This window comes from Amycolatopsis umgeniensis, assembly GCF_014205155.1.
GTDB classification, from domain to species: domain Bacteria; phylum Actinomycetota; class Actinomycetes; order Mycobacteriales; family Pseudonocardiaceae; genus Amycolatopsis; species Amycolatopsis umgeniensis.
Genome location: NZ_JACHMX010000001.1, coordinates 8,812,237 through 8,827,027, shown reverse-complemented (window position 1 = coordinate 8,827,027; position 14,791 = coordinate 8,812,237). Strand labels below are relative to the sequence as shown.

Genomic DNA, 14,791 nt, shown 5'->3' with positions numbered 1-14,791 from the left:
CCTCAGGTCGTGCGCAGGGTGTTGGCCTGGTCGGTGGCCATGGTCTTCGAACGGGCGACTTCGAGTTTGGCGATGTAGCCCTCGATGTAGGCCCTCATCGACTCGTTCTGTTTTTGCAGGGACAACAGGGAGTCGACGCCGGAGTTCACATAGCTGGCGCTGGCCTCGTCCTGCCCCGGCGGCATCAGGTCACCGACGATGAGGTCGATCTTGTCGCCGTCGTCGACGACCTTCTTCAGCTCGTCTTCCCACAGACCGATGACGGTCTTCAGTTCCTCCGGGCTCATCTCGAACCCGCCGCCCCCGCCGCCCCCACCGCCGTAAACGGTCGGTTCCTTCGGCGTGGTGAGGTCACCCCAGACGGCCTTGATCGCGCTCGCGGCGTCGCCGATGATGTTCACGCCCGCACCTTCCCCTCAGCACTCACTCACCGTGATGGACAAAGAGTAGCCAAGCGGCCGACGGCGTGTCAGCCGATCCGGCCGAGTGATCGGACGTGTTTCGCGGCCGCAAGGTTCCCGGACGGATCAATCATCCCGCGATCTGGTCACAGTACGTACGTACGGATTGCAATAACCCGGTTCCCGGTGACAGGATTCCAGGATGCCACGGGTCAGCCAGGATCACCTCGACGCACGCCGGCGCCAGATCCTCGACGGCTCCCGCGTGTGCTTCGCACGCTACGGCTACGAGGGTGCCACCGTCCGGCGACTCGAGGAAGCCACCGGACTTTCCCGCGGGGCGATCTTCCACCACTTCCGCGACAAAGAGTCCCTCTTCCTGGCCTTGGCCGAGGACGACGCGGTCCGCATGGCCGACGTCGTCGCCGAACAGGGCCTCGTCCAGGTGATGCGAGACCTGCTGTCGAACCGCAGCGAGCACCCCGCCGACTGGCTCGGCACGCGCCTGGAGGTCTCCCGGCGGCTGCGCACCGACCCCGAGTTCCGGGCCCGCTGGGCCGAGCGGTCCCAGCAGTTGACCGCCGCGACCCGCCGCCGTCTGCTGCGCCAGCGCGACGCCGGGATCCTGCGCGACGACGTCGACGTCGACGTCCTGACCGCGTACCTCGAACTCGTCCTCGAAGGACTCGTCTCCCACCTCGCGATGGGCCAGCCCGGCGACGATCTCGGCCCCGTCCTCGACCTGGTCGAGGAGAGCGTGCGGCGGCACCGCGCCCGCGCGGTCGGGGGAACGCGTTAAGATTGTCCTATCGCCGCAGTACAGCGGCGGTGTCTGTTGATCCCGATTGAGGAGTGACTCTTTTCGTGCGCGACGCGCAGTCACCTGGTGACAGTATCGAGCCGGGTGGCACACCCGGCTGTTCCACGGACCTTCTTGCCGACCTCGTCCCCACCGGCAGGAAATGATGGAAATCCTGTTCGCCGTTCTCGGCATTCTCCTGTTCCTCCTGCTGACCGTCGGCACCGGCCTCGCCGTCGCCGCCGAGTTCTCCCTCACCGCGCTCGAGCGCAGCACGGTCGACGCGAACGTCCGCCAGGTCGGCGACCGTCGCGCGCACACCGTGCAGAAGGCGCACCGCACCCTCTCGTTCCAGCTTTCCGGCGCGCAGGTGGCGATCACCATCACCACCCTGATCACCGGTTACCTCGCGGAACCGGTGATCGGTGACCTGCTGCATCCGCTGTTCACCGCCATCGGGTTCTCCGAGGGTGTCGCGAACGGCGTGTCGCTGGCGGTCGCGCTGATCCTGGCGACGTCGCTGTCGATGATCCTCGGCGAGATGATGCCGAAGAACCTCGCGATCGCCCGGCCGCTGCAGACGGCGCGCGCCGTCGCGGGGTACCACTCGCGGTTCTCTTCGCTGTTCCGCTGGCTCATCACCCTGATGAACAACAGCGCCAACTTCCTGGTCCGCAAGTTCGGCGTCGAACCGCAGGAGGAACTGCGTTCGGCCCGGTCGCCGCAGGAACTCGGCTCGATCGTGCGCTCCAGCGCCGAAAGCGGCACGCTCGACACGTCGACGGCCGAACTGCTGGACAAATCGCTGCGTTTCGGCGAGCGGACGGCCGACGAGCTGATGACCCCGCGTGTCCAGCTCGAATCGCTGACCGTGGACGACACGATCTACGACCTCATCGAGGTCTCGCGCCGCACCGGCTTTTCGCGTTTCCCGGTCTACACCGAGGATCTCGACGACGTGCAGGGCGCGGTGCACATCAAGCAGGCGTTCACCGTCCCCGCCACGCAACGCGCCACGGTGCGGATCGGCTCGGTCATGCGGCCGATCCCGACAGTGCCCGAATCGCTGCCGGGTGACTCGCTGCTCAACCGGCTGCGCGACTCCCGGTTCCAGCTCGCGATCGTCGTCGACGAGTACGGCGGCACCGCGGGACTCGTGACGCTCGAAGACGTCGTCGAGGAGATCATCGGCGACGTCCGCGACGAGCACGACGAGCGGGAAGCGCCCTCCTCCCAGCAGGTCGGCGCCGACAACTGGCTCGTGTCCGGGCAGCTTCGCGCCGACGAGGTCACCGACGAGACCGGGTTCCGGATGCCCGACGGCGACTACGAGACCATCGCCGGGCTCATCCTGGAGCGGCTCGGCCGGATCCCCTCCCCCGGCGACGCCACCGATCTCGACGCCTGGCGGCTCACGGTGACCAAAATGGACCGTCTCCGCATCGCCGAGGTCGAAGTCCGCCGGGTCAGCGAAACCGCCACGACCGCCGAGCAGGAGCCCGCCCGATGAGCGACTGGTTCAACATCTTCCTCGTCGTGGTCCTGTTGCTGGCCAACGCGTTCTTCGTCGGCGCCGAGTTCGCGCTGATCTCGTCGCGGCGCGACAGGCTGGAAGCCTTGCTGGAGCAGGGAAAGACCCGCGCCAAGATCGTGATCAACGCGAGCAGGAACGTCTCGCTGATGCTCGCGGGCGCGCAGCTCGGCATCACCATCTGTTCGCTGCTGCTGGGACGGCTGGGCGAGCCCGCCATCGCGCATCAGCTGGCCGGGTTCTTCGAGGTGCTCGGGATCCCCGACGTCCTGCTGCACCCGATCTCGTTCGCGATCGCGCTGGCGTTCATCACCATCCTGCACGTCCTCATCGGCGAGATGGTGCCCAAGAACCTCGCGATCGCCGAGCCGGAGCGCCTGGCGCTGTGGCTGGTCCCGGTGCACGTGGCCTGGGTGAAGGTCGCCAACCCGTTCATCTGGCTGCTGAACTTCGTGGCGAACTCCCTGCTGCGGTTGTTCAAGGTCGAGCCCAAGGACGAACTCGAGACCGCCTACACCTCCGACGAACTCGCCGAACTGCTCAGCGAGTCACGCCGCGAGGGGCTCCTGGAGCACTCCGAGCACCAGCGGCTGAGCAAGACGCTGTCGTCGGTGGAGAAGACGGTGGCCGACGTCCTGGTCCCGACGGCGCAGCTCACCACGCTGCCCTGCTCGCCCACGCTGGGCGACGTCGAGCGCGCGGTGTCCTCGACCGGGTTCTCGCGCTTCCCGGTGTGCACCGACGACGGGACGCTGACCGGCTACATCCACGTCAAGGACATCCTCGATCTCGTGGGCGAGGACCCGACGACCGTGGTCCCGTCGGACAAGACGCGGGCGCTGACCGAACTGCACGCCGACGCCCGGCTGGACGAGGCGTTGTCGGCGATGCGCAAGGAAGGCAGTCACCTGGCGCGGGCGCTGAGCCCGGCGGGTGCCGCCGTCGGCGTCGTCACGCTGGAAGACCTCGTCGAGGAATACGTGGGAACTGTCCGCGACGGTACCCACGTCATGTCATGACCGGCCTGATCGTCCTTCCCGAGCCCGTCTGGCGGGCTCGGGAGGACGACCACGTCACGCGGATGCGGCGCTGGACGACACCGCACCAGCGCCGCCGCTCGCGGAGCGAGAAGCATCCGGTGCTCGACTTCCTCTTCACCTACTACTCGCACCGCCCCGGGCACGTCGAACGCTGGCAACCGGGGCCGGGTTTCGCCCTCGAAGGCCGGTCCGCGCACCGGTTCCTGGAGCGGAAGGGCTACCTCGAGACCCCGGACGGCGTCATCCTCGATCCGGCGGGCTTCACCGAAGGCAGGGCCAAGACGGCGGAATTCGTCCTCGGCCTGCTTTCCGCGACCGCGTCCCGCGCGCCGAGGCTCAGCTGTTTCGGCCTTCACGAATGGGCAATGGTTTACCGGGAATCGGCGAATGAGGTTCGTCACTCACAACTTCCGCTCCGGCTCGGATCGGACGGAACGGACGGCGTCGTCGAGTCGCTGGAGATCCGGTGCGGGCATTTCGACGCGTTTCGGTTCTTCACCGAGCCCGCCCGGCCGCGCAACACGCTGCGGCCGGAGCGGGAGAACCAGATCGAGTTCGAGCAGCCGGGCTGTCTCCACGCCAACATGGACCTCTTCAAGTGGGCCTACAAACTCGACCCGTTCGTCCCCGCTGAGCTGGTCGGGGACTGCTTCGAACTGGCGGCGGACATCCGTGAGCTGGACATGCGGGCCAGCCCGTACGACCTCGCGTCGTATGGGTACACGCCGGTCCGGATCGAGAGCTCCGAGGGGCGAGCTGAGTACGCTCGCGCGCAGGCCGGTTTCGCCCGCCGGGCCGCGCCGCTGCGTGAGCACCTGATAGCGCATTGCCAACGACTCCTCGCCGGGTTAAAGAAGGCACCCGCGACACGCGGAAAACAACTGTGAGTCGTCGCATTCCCCGTAACATCCTCCCCTGTTAGAGTGATAACGGTTTGATTGCATACGCAGCGCGAGCGCGCACGTTTCGAAAGGACAACGATGGGGCGACACAGCGTGGCCGAGGAGCCGGTGCCGCATCCCCTCGACCCGCCGAAGCGGTATGAGGGGCGCGGCGAGGCGACCGGTTCGCACCGGATCGTGGGCAAGAAGGCCCCTCGGCGCAAGGTCGCCAAGTGGCCCATCGCCGCCGTGGTCCTGGTGGCCCTGATCGCGATCGGCGTGTTCGGCTGGAACTGGGCGGACGGCGAGCTCAGCACCCGCGCCGAAGCCCAGGCCAAGGCCTGCAGCGCCGGCGACACCCCGATGCGGGTCGTCGTCACCCCCAGCATCGAGAAGCCGCTCCGGGCCGCGGCCGAGCGGTGGAACAACGCCGCGACCGTGGTCCGCGACCACTGCGTGATCATCCAGATCGACGCGCTGTCCTCCGCGTCCGTGCTCGACGGCCTCGTCGGACGGACGAACCTGGACTCCATCGGCGGTCTCCCCGCCGCCTGGATCCCCGAGTCCTCGTACTGGGTGACCGAGCTGAACACCGCCAAGCCCGAACTGGTCGGTTCGCCCGCCCAGTCGGTCGCGACGGCGCGTTCGGCCGACTATCCGCTCGTCGGGCTCGCGGGCAAGACCATCGACGAGGTCCAGATGCGCGCCGCGCAGACGTTCCGGCAGTACCTGCAGCAGCCCGCCCAGCAGGCCGACTTCGCCGCCGCGGGGATCAAGGCCACCTGAGTCACCGAGGTACGGGAAAGGCCCCTTCGCCGCTCGGGAAGGGGCCTTTCCCGTACCTCGGCCAGCTCTCGTGAGTGGTGAGGACGGTCAGGGCCAAGGGTATCTTGGTACCCACTGGGTAATGGCGGTTGTTGTTTGCGGTTCCGGTCCGTGAAGGGCCCCTTGCCAACCCCGAAGGTAGTGAAGGAGGCCTTCACTACCTTCGTGATCACACCTTCACGCACCTCCGGTACAGCGGGTCGTAAGTGGTGAGAACGGTTAGAACCGGCCTCGCCACTCACGAGCCTCAGATCAGGTCGAAGGTGTCCGGGTCGGGGCCGGTGCGGGTGCCGTCGTCGAACTCGGCGAGGGCGGCGAGATCGTCTTCCGCGAGTTCGAAGTCGAAGACGGCGAAGTTCTCGCGGATCCGGGACGGGGTCACGGATTTCGGGATGGCCACGGTGCCGAGTTGCAGATGCCAGCGCAGCACCAGCTGCGCCGGGCTCTTGCCGTATTTGGCCGCGAGCGCGGTCAGCGTCGGGTCCGAGAGCAGCGAGCCCTGCGCGAGCGGGCTCCACGCCTCGGTGACGATGCCGTGCTCGGCGTGGAACTCGCGCAGCGCCTTCTGCTGGAGGCGGGGGTGCAGCTCGACCTGGTTCACCGCGGGCACGATGCCCGTTTCGTCGAACAACCGCCGCAGATGCGGGATGTGGAAGTTCGACACCCCGATGGCTCGCACCCGGCCGTCCGCGTAGAGCTTTTCCAGCGCTCGCCAGGTTTCGACGTACTTCCCGCGTGTCGGCATCGGCCAGTGGATCAGGTAGAGGTCGACGCGGTCGAGGCCTAGTTCCGCGAGACTCGCGTCGAACGCCCGGAGTGCCTCGTCGTAGCCGTGGCCCGGATTCGGCAGTTTCGTGGTGATGAACAGTTCGTCGCGGGGCACGTCCGCCGAGCGGATCGCCTCGCCGACCCCGGCTTCGTTCCGGTACGACGCGGCGGTGTCGATGCTGCGGTACCCGGCTTCGATGGCGGTACGGACGACCTTGGCCGTGTCGCCCGCGGGCACCTGCCAGACGCCGAAACCGAGTTGGGGGATGGCTACCTCGTTGTTCAGGACGACGGAAGGCACGGCCATGGAAGAAGAATCCTCACTGGAGTCTGTGGCTGGACTTCTTGCCCGGCATCATCCCATCCCGCGCCCGGCGTACGAGCGCAAGTACTCCGCCGTGGCCGTGTCGGCCGGGAAGAACGACTCGATCACCAGCTCGGCGACGGTGATGTCCAAGGGCGTCCCGAAGGTCGAGACCGTGCTGAAGAACGTGAGATCCACGCCCTCGTGCCGCAGCCGCAGCGGAACGAAGATGTCCCCGGGGCCGGGAACCTCCACCTCGGGGACGGGGTCGTCACACGGGTACGCGAGCAGTTCCTCCAGCAGCTCCGTCAAGGTCGGATCCGCCGTCTGGGTCACCTGGCGCCGGAGCCTGCCGAGCAGGTGCGCGCGCCACTCCCCCAGGTTGAGCACGTAAGGCGCCATACCCTCCGGATGCAGGGTCAGCCGGAGGACGTTGGCCGGTGGCGTCATCAACGTGGGCGAGACCAGGTCGGTCATGATCGACACACTCGCGTTGGCGTCGACCAGGTTCCATCCACGATCGACGACGGCGGCCGGGTACGGCTCGTGACTCGTCATCAACTGCCGGACAGCCTTGCGGACCGCCGCCATCTCCGGGTCGCCGAGTCCGCTCTCGGGGTACGCGGGCGCGTAACCCGCCGCCAGGAGCAGCTGATTGCGTTCCCGCAAGGGCACCTCCAGATGTTCGCCGAGCCGCAGCACCATGTCGCGGCTGGGCTTGGACCGCCCGGTCTCCACGAAGCTCAGGTGCCTGGTCGAGATCTCGGCGGAGATGGCGAGGTCGAGCTGGCTGATCCGGCGGCGATCGCGCCATTCCCGCAGCAGTTCGCCGACGGGTCGCCCGGCCCGGCCTGCCGTCACTGTGGTCGTCACGATCACGAACTTACGCACCACGTGTGCCGGGCCGCCATTACCTCACGCGTAATCGACGAGACCCACCCTCAGCCGACAGAGTTGCGTCATCGGTTACCCCGCAACGAAAGAGGAGACACCATGTCGGACATCCAGCGCGTCGCCGAGCAGTACATCGCCGTGTGGAACGAGACCGACGCGGACAAGCGCCGCGCGCTCATCGCCGAAGTGTTCACCGAGGACGCCGCCTACACCGACCCGCTCGGCGCCGTCACCGGTCACGACGGTGTCGACGGTTTCATCGCCGGCGCGCAGGCCCAGTTCGCCGGTCTGACGTTCAGCCTGCCCGCGGCCCCCGACGCGCATCACGACATCGCGCGGTTCCAGTGGTACCTCGGTCCGGAGGGGACACGGGAGCCGCTGGCGATCGGCTTCGACGTCATCACCGTCGAGGACGGGCGGATCAAGCAGGTGCTGGGCTTTCTGGACAAGATGCCCGGCTGACGATCAGGCGAAGGCCTCCGGCGGCGGGCAGGAGCAGACGAGGTTGCGGTCACCCGCGGCCCCGTCGATCCGCCGCACCGGAGGCCAGATCTTCGCCGCCTGGAAGCCGGCCGGGAAGACCGCGTTCTCCCTGCTGTACGGGCGATCCCACTCGCCCGCGAGGCAGCGCGCGGTGTGCGGGGCGTTCCGCAGCGGGCTCTCGGCCACCGGCCATTCCCCCGCGGCGACCTTCTCGATCTCGCCGCGGATCGCGATCATCGCGTCGCAGAACCTGTCGAGTTCGCCGAGATCCTCGCTCTCGGTGGGCTCGACCATGAGCGTGCCCGCGACCGGGAAGGACATCGTCGGCGCGTGGAGGCCGTAGTCGGCGAGCCGCTTGGCGACGTCGTCGACGGTGACACCGGTCCGCTTGGTGAGCGCACGAAGGTCGAGGATGCATTCGTGCGCCACCAGGCCGTCGTGGCCGGAATACAGCACCGGGTAGTGCTCCGCGAGGCGCTTGGCGACGTAGTTGGCGTTCGCGACCGCTGTCAGCGTCGCGCGCCTCAGGCCCTCCGCGCCCATCATCCGGACGTAGGCCCAGGAGATCGGCAGGATCGACGCGCTCCCCCACGGCGCGGCGCTGATCGGGCCGACACCGGTGGCCGGGCCCGCGTCCGGCTGCAGCGGATGGTTCGGCAGGTACGGCGCCAGATGCGCGCCGACGCCGATCGGGCCGATACCTGGTCCGCCGCCGCCGTGCGGGATGCAGAAGGTCTTGTGCAGGTTGAGATGCGAGACGTCCGCGCCGAATTTGCCGTACTGCGCCACGCCGATCAGCGCGTTCAGGTTCGCGCCGTCGACGTACACCTGGCCGCCCGCGTCGTGCACCAGCGCGCAGACCTCGCGGACGGTGTCCTCGTACACGCCGTGCGTGGACGGATACGTGATCATGATCGCGGCCAGGTCGTCCGCATGCTCGTCCACAGTGGACTTGAGGTGACCGAGGTCGATGTTCCCCTCGTCGTCGCATTTCACCACCACGACGCGCATCCCGGCCATGATCGCGCTGGCCGCGTTCGTCCCGTGCGCGCTCGACGGGATCAAGCAGACGTCCCGCGCCGCGTTCCCGCGTTCGCGATGGTAGGCCCGGATCGCCAGCAGTCCGGCGAACTCGCCCTGACTTCCGGCGTTCGGCTGAAGGGAAACCGCGTCGTAGCCGGTGATACCGGCCAGCCACCGCTCCAGATCCTTCACGATGGTGAGCAACCCGGCCGCGTCCTCGGCGGGCGCGAACGGGTGCAGACCGGCGAACTCGGGCCAGGTGATCGGCTCCATTTCGGCCGTGGCGTTGAGTTTCATCGTGCACGAGCCGAGCGGGATCATGCTCCTGTCGAGTGCGACGTCCTTGTCGGACAACGCCCTCAGGTACCGCAGCAGCGCCGTCTCCGAGCGGTGCGTGTGGAACACGGGATGCGTCAGGTAGTCGCTGGTGCGGCGCAGATCCGGCGGGAAGCCGTCGGCGGTGTCCGCGTCGAGCGAGTCCACATCGGACACCGCGACCCCGAAAGCCTTCCACACCAGGGAAAGGTGCTCACGGGTCGTCGTCTCGTCGCACGCGACGGCGACGTGGTCCGCGTCCACGAGCCTGAGGTTGACCCCGAGCTCACGAGCCGTGCCGACGACCCCGGCCGCGCGGCCGGGCACGGAAACCATGACGGTGTCGAAGAACTCGCAGTGCACGACGTCCACGCCGCTCTCGGCGAGCCCCGCCGCGAGCACGGTGGCCATGCGGTGCGCGCGGTTCGCGATGGCGCGCAGACCTTCGGGGCCGTGATACACCGCGTACATCGACGCGATGACCGCCAGGAGCACCTGCGCGGTGCAGATGTTGCTGGTGGCCTTCTCCCGGCGGATGTGCTGCTCGCGCGTCTGCAGCGCGAGCCGGTACGCGGGGGCGCCGTCGGCGTCCTTCGACACCCCGACGAGCCGTCCGGGCAACTGCCGTTCCAGTCCTTGCCGGACGGCGAGGTACGCCGCGTGCGGGCCACCGAAGCCCATCGGGACACCGAACCGCTGTGTGGACCCGATCGCGACGTCGGCGCCGAGCTCGCCCGGCGACCGCAGCAGGGTCAGCGCCAGCGGATCCGCGGCCATCACCACGGCCGCGCCCAGCGCCTTGGCCTCGGCGATGGTGTGGTCCCATTCGCGGACGACACCGGACGCGCCGGGATAGGACAGCAGCACCCCGAAGAAGTCACCACCGAGGCCGAGTCCGGTGATGCCCTGGGACAGGTCCGCGGTCACCAGCTCGATGCCGAGCGGTTCGGCACGGGTGCGCAGGACCTCGATCGTCTGGGGCAGCGTGTCCTCGTCGACCACGAACCGGTTCGACTTCGGCTTTCCCGCCCGGCGGACCAGTGTCATCGCCTCGGCCGCCGCGGTCGCCTCGTCCAGCATGGACGCGTTGGCGATCGGCAGACCGGTCAGATCGGCGACCATGGTCTGGAAGTTGAGCAGCGCTTCGAGCCTGCCTTGCGAGATCTCCGGCTGGTACGGCGTGTACGCGGTGTACCAGGCCGGGCTTTCCAGCACGTTCCGGCGGATGACCGGCGGGGTGACGGTGTCGTGGTAGCCGAGGCCGATCATCTGGACCATCGGCCGGTTGCGCGCGGCGAGCGCGCGGAGTTCGGCGAGCGCGCCGGTCTCACTGGCGGGCGGCGGCAGATCCGACGGCGTCGCGGATTCCCGGAGCGACGCGGGGACGGCGCGCTCGGCCAGTTCGTCGAGGGAAGCGACGCCGACGACATCGAGGATGCGCGCGAGTTCCTCCGCGCCGGGACCGATGTGCCGGTCCGCGAAGAGGGTTCCGGATTCGAGCGCGGCCAGTGAAACTGGCTCCATCGGGGACCTCCCAAGACGCGGGGGTGGGGCCGGGACGGATTGTCCTGGCCCTCCCCACTCTGTCCGTACCCCCGTGGGGGCGCCTGAGAGTTTCGCCCGAGTGTTGAGCCGGGCTTGCACCGTCGGCGGGGCCGCCAGGCTGTGACCTGGCGAACCACTTTCCAGAGGCGTCTCTTCCGCGCGGTCCAGGGTGCCTGAGAGGTTCCGGGGAGGACTTGCTCCTTCGGCGCCGAGCTCAACGGTTATCGGCTCGGTCTCTCCCGCGCGGATTCGTCGACCGCGGAAGTGAGCCTACCCTGCCGCTCGCGCGGCTTCATGATCAGCCGGTGCGACGCGCGTTACGGCGCTGCGTGAGCTCGTCCGGCGTGACGGTTTCGATCACGCCGCCGTCGGCCCGCTCGGCCTGGAACTCGTGGATGGTGCCGCTGATCTCCTGCATCGCCCCGCTGACCGCGATGCCGAAAACACCCTGCCCGCCCTGGAGTAAATCGACGATCTCTTCGGGCGAGGTGCACTCGTACACGGTGGTGCCGTCGGAGAACAGGGTGACCCTGGCGAGGTCGCGGACGCCGCGCAGCCGCAGGTGGTCGACGGCGACGCGGATGTTCTGCAGCGAGACACCGGTGTCCAGCAGGCGCTTGACGACCTTCAGGACGAGGATGTCCTTGAACGAGTAGAGCCGCTGCGAACCGGATCCGTGCGCCGTGCGGATACTCGGCGCGACCAGCTTCGTGCGGGCCCAGTAGTCGAGCTGCCGGTACGTGATCCCGGCGATCTGGCAGGCTGCGGGACCGCGGTAACCGACGAGTTCGTCCGGGAGGGAAGAGTCGGGGAACAGCTCGCCCTGCTCGCCGTCAGCGACCGGAACGAGCGGCTCTTGAGGGCTACCAGCCTCGACCACGCCATGCCTCCCCTCGCCCGACCTGGCGGCCGGCGAACAAAGCCGCGCGGACCCACGTGAGTCCGCACCGGAGTCCATCGTCAAGACGGATGCCCCAGACATCCGAATCACACCTTGGCGATTTACCTCCATTGACGGTAAGCGCGTCCGGCAAAGCGGTCAACGCGACGCGCGGTCGACCTCAAGCTCTTCTTGAGGCTTGTCCACGGCAGTCCCCCGAACGGCTGCACGCTTGCCGGTTTTACTCAGCCGTGTTATTTTTTACTCATGCAAGTAACTCCCTCCACGCAAAGTGCCATGCAAGAGGTGCAGGCGGAGCTCGGGCTGTCGGTCACCGAAGCCGCCCGGCGGGCCCAGATCGTCGGCGCCACGATCGCGACGATCTCCGACCTCGGCTACCACAAGACGTCGTTCGCGAAGATCAAGGAGCGGGCCGGGCTGTCCAGCACCCGGATCATCTCCTACCACTTCACCAACAAGGCGGGCCTCATGCAGGCCGTGGTCACCACCGCGACCGGGATGAAGGACAAGTTCCTCGAGGAGCGGATCCAGGGCACGACCGACCGGGCCGGGCTGCTGCGCGGATATATCGAGGCGGAGATCGAGTTCCTCGGCTCGTACCCGGAACTGGTGCGGGTCATGGTCGAGATGGCCTCGAGCGGATCGGACGCCGAAGGCTGGTTCATGTCGGCGCCGATCGTCGAGGAGTTCCGCACCGGCCGGCTCGAACGCCAACTGCGACAGGGGCAGCAGGAAGGCGCTTTCGGCGACTTCGCGGCGGACGTGATGGCGCTGTCGATCGCACAGGCCATCGACGGCGTCGCCGCGAAGTTCGCCGCGGACCCGAAGCTGGACCTGGAGCGGTACGGGCGGGAACTGGCGGACCTGTTCACGCGGGCGACCGCCGCCTGAAGCGCCTGGGTGAACGCGCCTGGGGTCGACGTGGCTGAAGGGCGCTTTCCCCACATCGCATGAGGGAAAAGCGCCCTTCGCCGCGTGCCATGCGGCGAGGGGGCCCTTCAGTCCGACCCGCACCCACCGCGGCCGCGTTCACCGCACGCAAGAAGAAGGGGCGGCGCCACCGGCGCCGCCCCTTCGTTCGAGATCTCAGTATGTGATCACGTGTCCGCGCCGCGGAAGTCCTCCGGCGAGACGGAGTCGAGGAACTCGCGGAACTTCTCGACCTCGTCCTCCTGCTCGTCGGGGATGATGAGCCCCGCTTCCTCCAGCACCGCGTCCACGGCGTGGATCGGGACTCCCACCCGCAGCGCCAGCGCCACCGAGTCGCTCGGCCGCGCCGAAACCCTGATGTCGCCGTCGAAGACCAGTTCCGCGAAGAACGTGCCTTCCTTCAAGTCGGTGATGACGACCTGCTCCAGCTCGCGGCCCAGCGCCCCGATGACCTCCTTGAGCAGGTCATGGGTGAGCGGACGGGCCGGGCGGACTCCCTGCTGCTCCAACGCGATGGCGGTGGCCTCGACCGAGCCGATCCAGATCGGCAGGTAGCGCTCGCCCTCGGTTTCCCGCAGCAACAAGATCGGCTGATTCGCGGGCAGCTCCACCCGCACGCCGACGACGCGCATCTCGCTCATCGGGCTTCGCCTCCCTCTCGTGCGCACGGGCCGCAACGCTTGTCTCGACGATCAAGCGACGGTGATCCCGACGCTACCCGTCTTCCGAGCGCTGTGCTCGCTGTCCGGACATTCTCGGTTCGCCCTCGGCAAACCCAACTCTCACGGTACGGCATAGGGTCCCGAACATTCAGTCATTGACAAGTGGCCTCACAAGGGTTCCCGGACCCCGGAGCCGCTCAGCCGCCCGTGACGGCGCGTATTCCGGCCTTCACCAAGAGCGTATGTAACGCTACGGTCAGTGCGGCCAGCTCCCGGACGACCTCGTCGCCCCTCGCTTGCGCGTCCTCGTCACGGTGCCGATACACCGGAGTCACGATCTGCTCCAGCAGACCGACTTCGCGGTCGGCCGCGGCCCGGAAGGCACGCAGATGTCTCGGCTCGATACCGAATTCGGTCATCGCCTTCACGGTTTTCGCCACGAGGACGGCGTCCGGGTCGAAGAACCCCGCCGCGCCCGGGCGGACGAGACCGTATTGCCGCAGCTCAGCCAGGGTGGCGGCGTCGATGCCGGCCTGGCGGAGAAGATCTTCCTCGGTCAGCCTGATCTCGCGATCGGTCTCGAAGTCCCCGGGGGACGGCAGTCCGCCGTTCTCCCCCGGGGCGTCGAGCGAAACGAGTTTCCGCGGCGGTTTGGGGGCCGTCGCGGAAGGCGCGGCTCCCTGATCCGCCGCGTCCAGCTGTTCCTTGATGACCTTCAGCGGAAGGTAGTGATCCCGCTGGGCGGACAGGACGAATCGCAAGCGCTCCACGTCCGCCGGAGCGAACTGCCGGTACCCCGACGGGGTCCGGCCCGGCTGGACCAGACCTTCCGCCTCGAGGAACCGGATCTTGGAGATGGTGACGTCGGGGAAGTCGCCGCGCAGTTGTGCCAGCACGGCCCCGATGCTCAACCCATCGCGCTGCGACGCATCCCGATCAGGCCGCCCGGCCGCCGTCACCGTGCCCCCTGGCCCCCGGAACCCGGGCCGGTCAGGAAGACCAGGCGGAACTTGCCGATCTGCACCTCGTCGCCACCGGCGAGGACGGCCTGGTCGACCGGCTCGCGGTTGACGTAGGTGCCGTTGAGGCTGCCGACGTCGATGACGACGAACTCGCCGCCCTCACGGCGGAACTCGGCGTGCCGCCGGGAAACCGTGACGTCGTCGAGGAAGATGTCGCTGTCCGGGTGCCGTCCCGCACTGGTGGTGTCGCGGTCCAGCAGGAAGCGCGAACCCGCGTTGGGGCCGCGCTTGACGACCAGCAGCGCGGAACCCGCGGGCAGCGCGTCCACACCCTGGACGGGGGCCTCGGCAGCCGGAGGAGCCTCAGTGCCTTCGACGTCGGCCAGGAAGTCGGCCCGGAAGACAGAAGTCCGCTCCGGAGACTGCTCCGGGGGAACGCCGGGCCCGTCGTTCGTGCTCACCTGAGCTCTCCTAACGCATGTGTGTTGCCACTACTCAAGAACATGTGGAGGTCAAACGTACCGTGC

The 14,791-nt window shown here is 68.1% G+C and carries 15 protein-coding genes and 1 riboswitch; of the genes, 7 read left to right on the top strand and 8 right to left on the bottom strand.

Annotated elements, in window-relative coordinates:
• Positions 1 to 2: 2 nt before the first annotated feature.
• A complete protein-coding gene (locus HDA45_RS40195; protein ID WP_184904510.1) occupies positions 3 to 401 on the bottom strand; it encodes a hypothetical protein in 399 nt (132 codons plus the stop codon).
• A 202-nt stretch (positions 402 to 603) separates the two neighbouring features.
• Between HDA45_RS40195 and HDA45_RS40190 the strand changes: the two genes are divergently transcribed.
• The 5 genes from HDA45_RS40190 to HDA45_RS40170 all read left to right on the top strand — a co-directional run bounded on the left by HDA45_RS40190 (position 604) and on the right by HDA45_RS40170 (position 5,438).
• Positions 604 to 1,200 (top strand): TetR/AcrR family transcriptional regulator, encoded by a 597-nt coding sequence (locus HDA45_RS40190; protein ID WP_184904507.1) that lies wholly within the window; start codon positions 604 to 606, stop codon positions 1,198 to 1,200.
• A 163-nt stretch (positions 1,201 to 1,363) separates the two neighbouring features.
• A complete protein-coding gene (locus HDA45_RS40185; RefSeq protein ID WP_184904505.1) occupies positions 1,364 to 2,710 on the top strand; it encodes a hemolysin family protein in 1,347 nt (448 codons plus the stop codon).
• On the top strand, positions 2,707 to 3,750 hold the full coding sequence (locus HDA45_RS40180) for a hemolysin family protein (RefSeq protein WP_184904503.1): 1,044 nt from the start codon (positions 2,707 to 2,709) through the stop codon (positions 3,748 to 3,750). The genes HDA45_RS40185 and HDA45_RS40180 overlap by 4 nt, the downstream gene beginning before the upstream one ends.
• Positions 3,747 to 4,658 (top strand): 3-methyladenine DNA glycosylase, encoded by a 912-nt coding sequence (locus HDA45_RS40175; RefSeq protein ID WP_184904502.1) that lies wholly within the window; start codon positions 3,747 to 3,749, stop codon positions 4,656 to 4,658. Before HDA45_RS40180 ends, HDA45_RS40175 begins: the two co-directional genes overlap by 4 nt.
• A gap of 93 nt (positions 4,659 to 4,751) precedes the next feature.
• Entirely contained in the window at positions 4,752 to 5,438 is a 687-nt protein-coding gene (locus tag HDA45_RS40170; RefSeq protein ID WP_221471371.1) for a hypothetical protein, read from the top strand.
• A gap of 286 nt (positions 5,439 to 5,724) precedes the next feature.
• Here HDA45_RS40170 and HDA45_RS40165 read toward each other — a convergent pair whose 3' ends face one another.
• Both HDA45_RS40165 and HDA45_RS40160 read right to left on the bottom strand, forming a co-directional pair.
• Positions 5,725 to 6,552, bottom strand: a complete 828-nt coding sequence (locus HDA45_RS40165; RefSeq protein WP_184904500.1) for an aldo/keto reductase — start codon at positions 6,550 to 6,552, stop codon at positions 5,725 to 5,727.
• Positions 6,553 to 6,600: 48 nt separating this feature from the next.
• A complete protein-coding gene (locus HDA45_RS40160; protein WP_184904498.1) occupies positions 6,601 to 7,428 on the bottom strand; it encodes an MmyB family transcriptional regulator in 828 nt (275 codons plus the stop codon).
• A gap of 114 nt (positions 7,429 to 7,542) precedes the next feature.
• Between HDA45_RS40160 and HDA45_RS40155 the strand changes: the two genes are divergently transcribed.
• Positions 7,543 to 7,905: a nuclear transport factor 2 family protein gene (locus tag HDA45_RS40155; RefSeq protein WP_184904496.1), complete on the top strand. Its 363-nt coding sequence runs from the start codon at positions 7,543 to 7,545 to the stop codon at positions 7,903 to 7,905.
• Positions 7,906 to 7,908: 3 nt separating this feature from the next.
• On the opposite strand, the gene gcvP is transcribed toward HDA45_RS40155, so the two are convergent.
• Positions 7,909 to 10,788 carry an aminomethyl-transferring glycine dehydrogenase gene (gene gcvP, locus HDA45_RS40150; protein WP_184904494.1) on the bottom strand — a complete coding sequence of 960 codons (2,880 nt, stop codon included), beginning with the start codon at positions 10,786 to 10,788 and terminating at the stop codon, positions 7,909 to 7,911.
• Positions 10,789 to 10,959: 171 nt separating this feature from the next.
• Positions 10,960 to 11,061: riboswitch (glycine riboswitch) on the bottom strand.
• Positions 11,062 to 11,107: 46 nt separating this feature from the next.
• Positions 11,108 to 11,689, bottom strand: a complete 582-nt coding sequence (locus HDA45_RS40145) for a MerR family transcriptional regulator (RefSeq protein ID WP_125794182.1) — start codon at positions 11,687 to 11,689, stop codon at positions 11,108 to 11,110.
• 297 nt (positions 11,690 to 11,986) lie between these two features.
• Here HDA45_RS40145 and HDA45_RS40140 point away from each other — a divergent pair, with 297 nt between their 5' ends.
• Positions 11,987 to 12,601 carry a TetR/AcrR family transcriptional regulator gene (locus HDA45_RS40140; RefSeq protein WP_184904492.1) on the top strand — a complete coding sequence of 205 codons (615 nt, stop codon included), beginning with the start codon at positions 11,987 to 11,989 and terminating at the stop codon, positions 12,599 to 12,601.
• Positions 12,602 to 12,807: 206 nt separating this feature from the next.
• Here the strand turns inward: HDA45_RS40140 and HDA45_RS40135 are convergent, their stop codons facing one another.
• The 3 genes from HDA45_RS40135 to garA form a co-directional block, all read right to left on the bottom strand.
• Entirely contained in the window at positions 12,808 to 13,281 is a 474-nt protein-coding gene (locus HDA45_RS40135; RefSeq protein ID WP_005150031.1) for a bifunctional nuclease family protein, read from the bottom strand.
• Positions 13,282 to 13,499: 218 nt separating this feature from the next.
• On the bottom strand, positions 13,500 to 14,261 hold the full coding sequence (gene ftsR / locus HDA45_RS40130; protein ID WP_184904490.1) for a transcriptional regulator FtsR: 762 nt from the start codon (positions 14,259 to 14,261) through the stop codon (positions 13,500 to 13,502).
• Positions 14,258 to 14,725, bottom strand: coding sequence for a glycogen accumulation regulator GarA (garA, locus tag HDA45_RS40125; RefSeq protein WP_016334077.1), 468 nt, complete (start codon positions 14,723 to 14,725; stop codon positions 14,258 to 14,260). Before garA ends, ftsR begins: the two co-directional genes overlap by 4 nt.
• Positions 14,726 to 14,791: the final 66 nt, after the last annotated feature.